Raw genomic sequence first — 6126 nt, 5'->3', positions numbered from 1 at the left:
ACCCCCGGAGGGACACCATGACCCACGACGAGATCTTCGCGGTGGTGCGGGACAACCTGCTCACCGTGGTGCCGGGCATCCCGCGCGAGAGCGTCACCATCGACGCGGCGATGTCCGACCTGGGCGCGAACAGCATCGACCGGGCCGAGGTCGTCACCATGACCATGGAGCGCCTGAACGTGGTCGTGCCGGTGATGGACTTCCAGCACGTGGCCGACATCCGCTCCCTGGTCGACCTGCTGGCGGAGCGGGTGTGACGTCCTCGCCCGGCACCCCCGTCCCGGTGATCACCGGGACGGGGGTGCGCTGCGCCGTCGCCGACGACGTGCCGACCTTCGCCGACCGGCTGCGCGCCGGCGCGCGCGGCGTCGTCCGGGTCGTCGACGACCTCGACGGCCCCCGCGCGGGCGCGCCCCTGCCGCCGGTCGACCTGGACGCCGCGCTGGTCGCGGCCCACGCCGACGACGGCGTGCGGGACCGGGCGCGGCGGGCCGCCCACCGCGCCCCGCCGGGGGTGCGGGCGGCGGTCGCCGCGGTCGCCCAGGCGTGGCGGGAGGCCGCCCTGGACCGCGCCCCGCTGCCCGCCGACCGGGTCGCCGTCGTGGTCGCCGGGCACAACCTCACCGGCGGCTACGCCGACGACGTCGCGCGCAAGCTCGCCGCCGCCCCGGCCTTCGTCCCCGGCCGGGCCGCCCTGCACCTGATGGACACCGACCTGCTGGGCGTGCTCACCGAGGTGTTCGGGCCGCGCGGCGAGGGGATGACCGCGGGCGGGGCGTCCGCCAGCGGCAACGTCGCCCTGGTCGCCGCGGCCCGCCTGCTGGCCTGCGACGCGGCCGACGCCGTGCTGGTCGTCGGCCCGCTGGCCGACCCGTCGCGGCTGGAGCGCCACGCCCTGGCCAACCTCGGCGCGGTCGCGCCGCTGGCCGACGACGCGGACCCGGCGGCGCTGTGCCGGCCGTTCGACCGCGCGCACAGCGGTTTCGTGCCCGGCCAGGCGTGCGCGGCGGTGGTCCTGGAACGGCGCGGGTCCGCCGCGGACCGGGGCGTGCCCGCGCTGGCCGCCCTGCCCGGGCACGCGGTGCGCATGGCCGGCACGAGCCTGGCCCACCCCAGCGAGGACGCCCAGGTCGAGGTCGTGACGGCCGCGCTGAAGGCCGCCGGGCTCGACCCGGCGGCCGTGGACCACGTCAACGCCCACGCCACCGGCACGCCGCTGGGCGACCGCACCGAGGCCGCCGCCCTGCTGCGGGTGTTCGGCGACCGCCCCCTGGTCAACGCCACCAAGGCGTTGACGGGCCACTGCCTGCACGCCGCCGGGGTGCTGGAGGCGGTGGCCGTGGTCGCGCAGCTGCGCGGCGGGTTCCTGCACCCCAACCCCAACCTGCGCGACCCCGTCGAACCGGGGCTGCGGTACGCAGGGGAGCGGGCCGAGGACGTGCGGGCCCGGGTCGCGGTGTCGAACGGGTTCGGCTTCGGCGGCATCACCACGTCCCTGGTGATCACCGACGCCGAGGTGGTCCGGTGACGGCCCCGTGGGTGCCCCGCGACGCCGGGGGGCGGGACGCCGGCGTGGTGCTGCTGTGCTTTGCCCACGCGGGCGGCGGCACGGCCGGGTTCCGGCCGTGGCGGGAGCCGCTGGGACCCGACATCGGGGTGTGGCCGGTGCTGCTGCCCGGCCGCGAGTCCCGGCTGCGCGAGCCCGCGCACCGCCGGATGGGCACGCTGGTGCCGGAGCTGGTGGACGCCCTCGCCCCGGCCCTGGACCGGCCGTACGCGCTGTTCGGGCACAGCACCGGCGCGGTCGTGGCCTACGAGGTGGCCCGCGCCCTGGTGGCGCGGGGCGCGCGCCCCCCGCTCCGGCTGTTCGCCTCCGGCCGCCGCGCGCCGCACCTGCCCGCGCGCCACGAGCCGCGCCACGGCCTGCCCGAGGCCGCGTTCCTCACCGCCCTGGCGGGACTCGGCGGCACCGCGCCCGAACTGCTCGCGGAACCCGGCCTGGCCCGGCTGTTCCTGCCCGCCCTGCGCGCCGACTTCGAGCTGAACGAGACCTACGTCCCGCTGCCCGGACCAACGCTGACCTGCCCGGTGTCCGCCATGACCGGTGACGCCGACCCCGAGGCCCAGGTGGACGAACTGGCGGCGTGGCGCGACGTCACGCGCGGCGCGTTCAGCCTCCGGACCTTCGCCGGGGACCACTTCTACCTGCGCGGGGCCCCGCCCGCGCTGATGCGCGCCGTGCGCGAGGACCTGCTGGGCCGAACCGCTCAACAGTGCGCAGACGGGGCACCGAGGTCCGTGCCACCCTCCTGACCGCCCCCGCAGTCGGGGGGCGCCCACCGCGCGAGGAGGACCCACCGTGGCCGACCTGGACCTGTCCCGAGTCCACCCGCTGTTCGCGAAGCAGATCGAGTGCCTGCAGAACGCGGACATCGCCGGTCTCCTCGAGACCTACCACCCGGAGGCGGTCGTGGTCCGCTTCCAGGGCGTGCTCAACGGCATCGACGAGATCCGCGAGACCTTCGGCCGGTACATGGACATCGCCGCGAGGTACGAGGAACTGCTGGAGTACACCCACACCGAGGACACCATCTTCGTGCGCGCCCACATGAGCGTGCGCGGCGAGCACGAGCTCGGCTTCGGCGCCTACGTGCTGCGCGACGGCCTGATCTGGCGCCAGGTCGCCGGGATCGAGGGCGGGATGCGGAACTGGTTCGCCGAGTCCGCCGAGGCCACCGAGTCCGCCGAGACCACCGAGGCGGCGGGCTCCGCTCCCTGACCGGCACTTCGAGTAGGAGGAACCAATCATGGGCTTCACCGCGACCGGTGACCTGTTGCTGCGCAGCTGGGACGAGACCACGTTCTCCGAGGAGGACGGGATCAAGCTGACCCGCTCCACCATCCGCTACGTCTTCGAGGGCGACGTCGAGGGCAGCGGGCTCAAGGAGTACGTCATGGCCTACCGCAGCGAGGAGTCCACGACGTTCGTCGGCCTGGAGCACGTGGTCGGTCGCATCGGCGACCGCAAGGGCACGTTCGTGCTCCACCACACCGGCGAGCTGGACGGCGAGCAGGCGACCGTCGAGTTCACGGTCGTGCCCGGCTCCGGCACCGGTGAGCTGGCCGGCCTGACCGGCAAGGGCGGGTTCGTGGCCAAGCACTCCGACAGCGGCAACGCCGCCTACCGGTTCGACTACGACTTCGAGTGACCGGGCGCGGCGGGCGTGGTCGCGCGCCACGCCCGCCCGTCCCCGTGGAGGAGAGGCACCCATGGACCCGGCTCCCGCACCCGGCGCGCCGCTGGTGGCCGAGCGCTACCCCATCCCGCGCGGTCGGCCGACCCACCCGGCGGAGGAGTACGCCGCGCTGCGCGCCGACGCCCCGATCAGCCGCTCGCGCCTGGACTTCGACGGCAGCGACGTCTGGTTGGTGACGCGGCACGCCGACGCCTGCGCGGTGCTGGCCGACCCCCGCTTCAGCTCCGACTTCTCCCGCCCCGGATTCCCCGCCCGGATGACCGTGCGCCCGCCGGGACCCGGCACGTTCATCCGCATGGACGCCCCCGACCACACCCGGCTGCGGCGCGCGGTGCTGGAGGAGTTCCGGCCCCGACGGGTCGAGGAGATGCGCCCGGCCATCACGACCATCGTCGACGACCTGGTGTCGGCGATGCTGGCCGGCCCGAAGCCCGCCGACCTGGTGCAGGCGCTGGCGCTGCCCCTGCCGACGCTGGTGATCTGCGAGCTGCTGGGCGTGCCCTACGACGACCGCGAGTTCTTCCAGGACCGCACCGCCGTCATCGGCGACCAGGAGGCGTCCCCCGCCGCCCGCCAGGTCGTGCGCGACGAGCTGCGCGAGTACCTCGACCGGCTGGTGACCGACAAGCACGCCGCCGGGACCGACGACCTGCTGGGCCGGATGTCGCGCGACCGCGACCGCAGCGGCCTGACCCACGACGAGGTCGTGGGCGTCGCCACCCTGCTGATGATCGCCGGGTTCGAGACCATCGCGAACCAGATCGGCGTCGGCACGCTGCTGCTGCTGACCCACCCCGACCAGTACGCCCGCCTGCGCGCCGAACCCGGCCTCGTCGTCCCCGCGGTGGAGGAGCTGGCGCGCCACCAGACGGTCATCGACTACGGCCTGCGCCGCGTGGCGACCGAGGACGTCGTGGTCGGCGGCACGACCATCCGCGCCGGCGAGGGCGTCGTGGTGGTCCTGTCCTCGGCGAACCGCGACGCCGAGGTGTTCCCCGACCCGGACCGGTTCGACATCACCCGCGACCCCCGCGGCCACCTCGCGTTCGGGTTCGGCCTGCACCAGTGCCTGGGGCAGCTGCTGGCCCGCCTCCAGCTCGGCCTGCTGTGGACGACCCTGGCCGATCGCGCGCCGGGCCTCCGGCTCGCCGTGGACCTCGACGAGGTCCCCTTCCGCACCGACATGTTCGTCCACGGGGTGCACAGCCTCCCCGTCACCTGGTAGCAACGAGGAGCACCACCATGACCCAGGCCGAGGCGACGACCGCCGAGACCCCGACCGACCCGCCGTTCCCGTTCCCGATCACCTCCGCCCTCGACCCGTCGCCGGAGTACCGGCGGATGCGCGACGAGCAGCCGGTGATGCGGGTGCGCCTGCCCAGCGGCGACGCGGCGTGGCTGGTGACCAGGTTCGCCGACGTGCGCGCCGTGTTCGCCGACCCCAGGTTCAGCCGCGCCGCCGCCGCCCTGCCGGGCGCACCGCGCCTGATGCCCGGCGTGGAGGGCGACCCCGAGTCCATCGTCAGCAAGGAGGGCGCGGACCACGCCCGGCTGCGCCGCCTGGTCGCGCCCGCCTTCACCGCCCGCCGCATGGAGACCATGCGCAGTCGGGTGCAGGCCACCGTGGACGACCTGCTGGCGCAGGTGGAGGCCGCCGGCAAGCCCGCCGACCTGGTGGGCCTCTACACCTCGCAGCTGCCGATCATCACCATCTGCGACCTGCTCGGCGTGCCGCGCGAGGACCGCGACCGGTTCCGGCACTGGTCGGACGCCATGTTCCACAGCACCGCCGACAAGCTCGACGAGGCGGTCGCCGCCCGCAACGCGCTCATCGGCTACCTGGCGGCGATGGTGCAGGCCCGCCGCGCGAACCCCAGCGACGACCTGCTCGGCGTGCTGATCGGCCACCAGGACAACGACGCGCTGACCGAGCGCGAGCTGGTCTCCTTCGCGGGCGGCCTGATCGTGGCCGGCTACGAGACGACCGCCAACCGGCTGGCCAACGCCGTGCTGATCCTGCTCGGCAGCCCCGACCAGCTCGCGCTGCTGCGCGAGGACCCGAGCCGGGTCCCGGCCGCCGTGGAGGAGCTGCTGCGGTTCATCCCCGGCGGCGCGGCGGGCGGCCTGATGCGGGTCGCGACCGAGGACGTGGAGGTCGCCGGCACGCTCATCCGGGCGGGCGAGGGCGTCATCGCGGTCACCAACTCCGCCAACCGCGACGGCGAGGTGTGGGCCGACCCGGACCGCTTCGACATCACCCGGGCCCCCGGCCCGCACACCAGCTTCGGCCACGGCGCGCACCACTGCGTCGGCGCGCAGCTCGCCCGCATCGAGATGCAGGTCGGCCTGGGCTCGCTGTTCACCCGGTTCCCGACGCTGCGCCTCGCGGTCGACGAGTCGGAGCTGCCGTGGCGCAAGAACGCCGTCATCCACAGCCTCCAGGGCCTGCCGGTGGAGTGGTGATGACCGGTACCTGGAAGGTGTCCCTCGACCAGGGCGCGTGCATCAGCTCGGGCATCTGCCAGGCGCTCGCGCCGGGCCGGTTCCGGGTGAAGGCGGGCAGCCCGGCCGAGGTCGTCAGCGAGGAGGTCGACGGGGAGGACGCGCTGCTCGACGCGGCCGAGTCCTGCCCGGTGGAGGCCATCGGCCTGGTGGACGTCGCCTCCGGCGGCGTGGTCTACCCGCCGGCCGACTAGCGCGCCCCGAACGCGAGCGGGCGCCGTCGTGGAGTCCCACGACGGCGCCCGCTCGGACCACTCGGGGATCAGCGGAACCGGCCGCAGCTCAGCGGGTGCGCGCCCGCGTTCCGGACCTGCGTTTCGCAGCACTCGTCCGGGGTGGCCCGGAGCTGCGGGACCGCCCGGCCCAC

Annotated in this window: 8 protein-coding genes; all 8 read left to right on the top strand. The window is 75.2% G+C overall.

Annotated elements, in window-relative coordinates; genetic code table 11:
• Positions 1–17: 17 nt before the first annotated feature.
• The gene (locus tag ACRAKJ_RS27725) at positions 18–257 is read left to right on the top strand and encodes a phosphopantetheine-binding protein (RefSeq protein ID WP_447008725.1); all 240 of its coding nucleotides are present in this window, start codon (positions 18–20) and stop codon (positions 255–257) included.
• Positions 254–1528, top strand: a complete 1275-nt coding sequence (locus ACRAKJ_RS27720) for a beta-ketoacyl synthase N-terminal-like domain-containing protein (RefSeq protein WP_447008724.1) — start codon at positions 254–256, stop codon at positions 1526–1528. Before ACRAKJ_RS27725 ends, ACRAKJ_RS27720 begins: the two co-directional genes overlap by 4 nt.
• Positions 1525–2313 (top strand): thioesterase domain-containing protein, encoded by a 789-nt coding sequence (locus ACRAKJ_RS27715; RefSeq protein WP_438926929.1) that lies wholly within the window; start codon positions 1525–1527, stop codon positions 2311–2313. The genes ACRAKJ_RS27720 and ACRAKJ_RS27715 overlap by 4 nt, the downstream gene beginning before the upstream one ends.
• A gap of 46 nt (positions 2314–2359) precedes the next feature.
• Positions 2360–2779 carry a nuclear transport factor 2 family protein gene (locus tag ACRAKJ_RS27710; RefSeq protein ID WP_438926928.1) on the top strand — a complete coding sequence of 140 codons (420 nt, stop codon included), beginning with the start codon at positions 2360–2362 and terminating at the stop codon, positions 2777–2779.
• Between the two features lie 28 nt (positions 2780–2807).
• Complete coding sequence (locus ACRAKJ_RS27705; RefSeq protein WP_438926927.1) at positions 2808–3209, top strand: DUF3224 domain-containing protein; 402 nt, start codon at positions 2808–2810, stop codon at positions 3207–3209.
• 61 nt (positions 3210–3270) lie between these two features.
• Entirely contained in the window at positions 3271–4482 is a 1212-nt protein-coding gene (locus ACRAKJ_RS27700; RefSeq protein WP_438926926.1) for a cytochrome P450, read from the top strand.
• A 17-nt stretch (positions 4483–4499) separates the two neighbouring features.
• Complete coding sequence (locus ACRAKJ_RS27695) at positions 4500–5720, top strand: cytochrome P450 (RefSeq protein ID WP_438926925.1); 1221 nt, start codon at positions 4500–4502, stop codon at positions 5718–5720.
• The gene (locus ACRAKJ_RS27690) at positions 5720–5953 is read left to right on the top strand and encodes a 4Fe-4S domain-containing protein (protein WP_438926924.1); all 234 of its coding nucleotides are present in this window, start codon (positions 5720–5722) and stop codon (positions 5951–5953) included. The genes ACRAKJ_RS27695 and ACRAKJ_RS27690 overlap by 1 nt, the downstream gene beginning before the upstream one ends.
• Positions 5954–6126 lie beyond the last annotated feature (173 nt).

The sequence above is a fragment of the Saccharothrix sp. DSM 118769 genome, from assembly GCF_052936295.1.
Note: the sequence above shows the minus strand (reverse complement) of the source record. Positions and strands in the feature narration are given on the sequence as shown.